The sequence below is a fragment of the uncultured Campylobacter sp. genome (assembly GCF_937890585.1).
GTDB lineage: Bacteria > Campylobacterota > Campylobacteria > Campylobacterales > Campylobacteraceae > Campylobacter_A.
The window spans coordinates 1-1,025 of sequence record NZ_CALACG010000335.1 but is presented as its reverse complement, the minus strand read 5'-3'; the positions used below and the strand labels follow the sequence as shown (position 1 = coordinate 1,025).

1 protein-coding gene and 1 pseudogene are annotated in these 1,025 nt (G+C 38.4%); both read right to left on the bottom strand.

The window, feature by feature from the left end:
* The coding region (locus Q0296_RS10110) for a cation:proton antiporter (protein ID WP_298040207.1) at positions 1 to 282 on the bottom strand (282 nt) is incomplete at its 3' end.
* Between the two features lie 167 nt (positions 283 to 449).
* Positions 450 to 1,025 (bottom strand): annotated as a pseudogene (locus Q0296_RS10105) (hypothetical protein); the annotation flags it as partial.

Here is a 1,025-nt window from a genome sequence, read left to right as displayed (position 1 = left end):
TATGAAAACCACGATAAAGGCGAAACTGCCGATCACTCGGCGCCATTTATAGAGCTCTTTTATCGAGTTTGCCCATGCGGCCTCGTAAAGAAGCGGCGGTAAAAATATGATGAAAATAAGCTCAGGATCGATCTTGATGCTTGGTAAATTTGGCACAAAGCTAATGGCAAGCCCGCCAAGGACTAATAGAACAGGATAAGCGACCTTTAGGCGGTTTGAGACCATCACCAAAGCGATGATGATGGCTAGCAGTGCGAAAAACAGCAGTAAGTGTTCGATCATTTTGATCCTTTTGGGGTTTTATAAATTTGCATTAAATTTAGGAGATTTTAACACTTTAGGTTTAAATTTTTTAAATGCCTTAGTATTAGATGTTTTTGTGTGACATAAAAAATATGAAAGTAAATTTATTTGGCAAAGCGAAAAGCTCTGCCGTGATAGTTTGTGTATTAGTTTTGACTAGCGTAAAATTTAGCTACTTCGCATAACTTTTCAGAATAGGCATAAATATCCTCGATCCTATCAAGCTGAAATCTAGCCTCGTTCTTCTCGCTATCCATTATGCCTATTTGTTTTTTATTATCTGTGAAGTATAGCCTGCATATCGGCTTTCGGTTATTGTCATTAAAAAATATTGCAAAGTAAGACTGAGCGTCCCTGTATGTTATGTTTTCTACACTTGTGATTGCTGCGAGTATCGCTCTAATGATATAAAAGGCGTCTAATTCCTCTTGTGTGGTTACGATCTTATTTTCGTCTTCTTGAGGTGGCAATGGCTCGGCTTCTTTCTTTGTCTCCTTGTCAAGTGCCGATGTTAGTCTATCTCTTACCATGTCGTTGATGCGCCCAGTAAAGACTGCTTTTAGTAAAGGTATGATCTGCTCGACCCTTTTTTCAGTTGCTACTTGGTCGCTGATCTTTCTAAAAAAGTATGATGCGAATTCTCGACTAGGATTTTCAAGCTCAGCACTCACTACTTTTTCGAGCTGGTTTGTATATTTTAGGTTATTTGCAGTGTTGAAAAT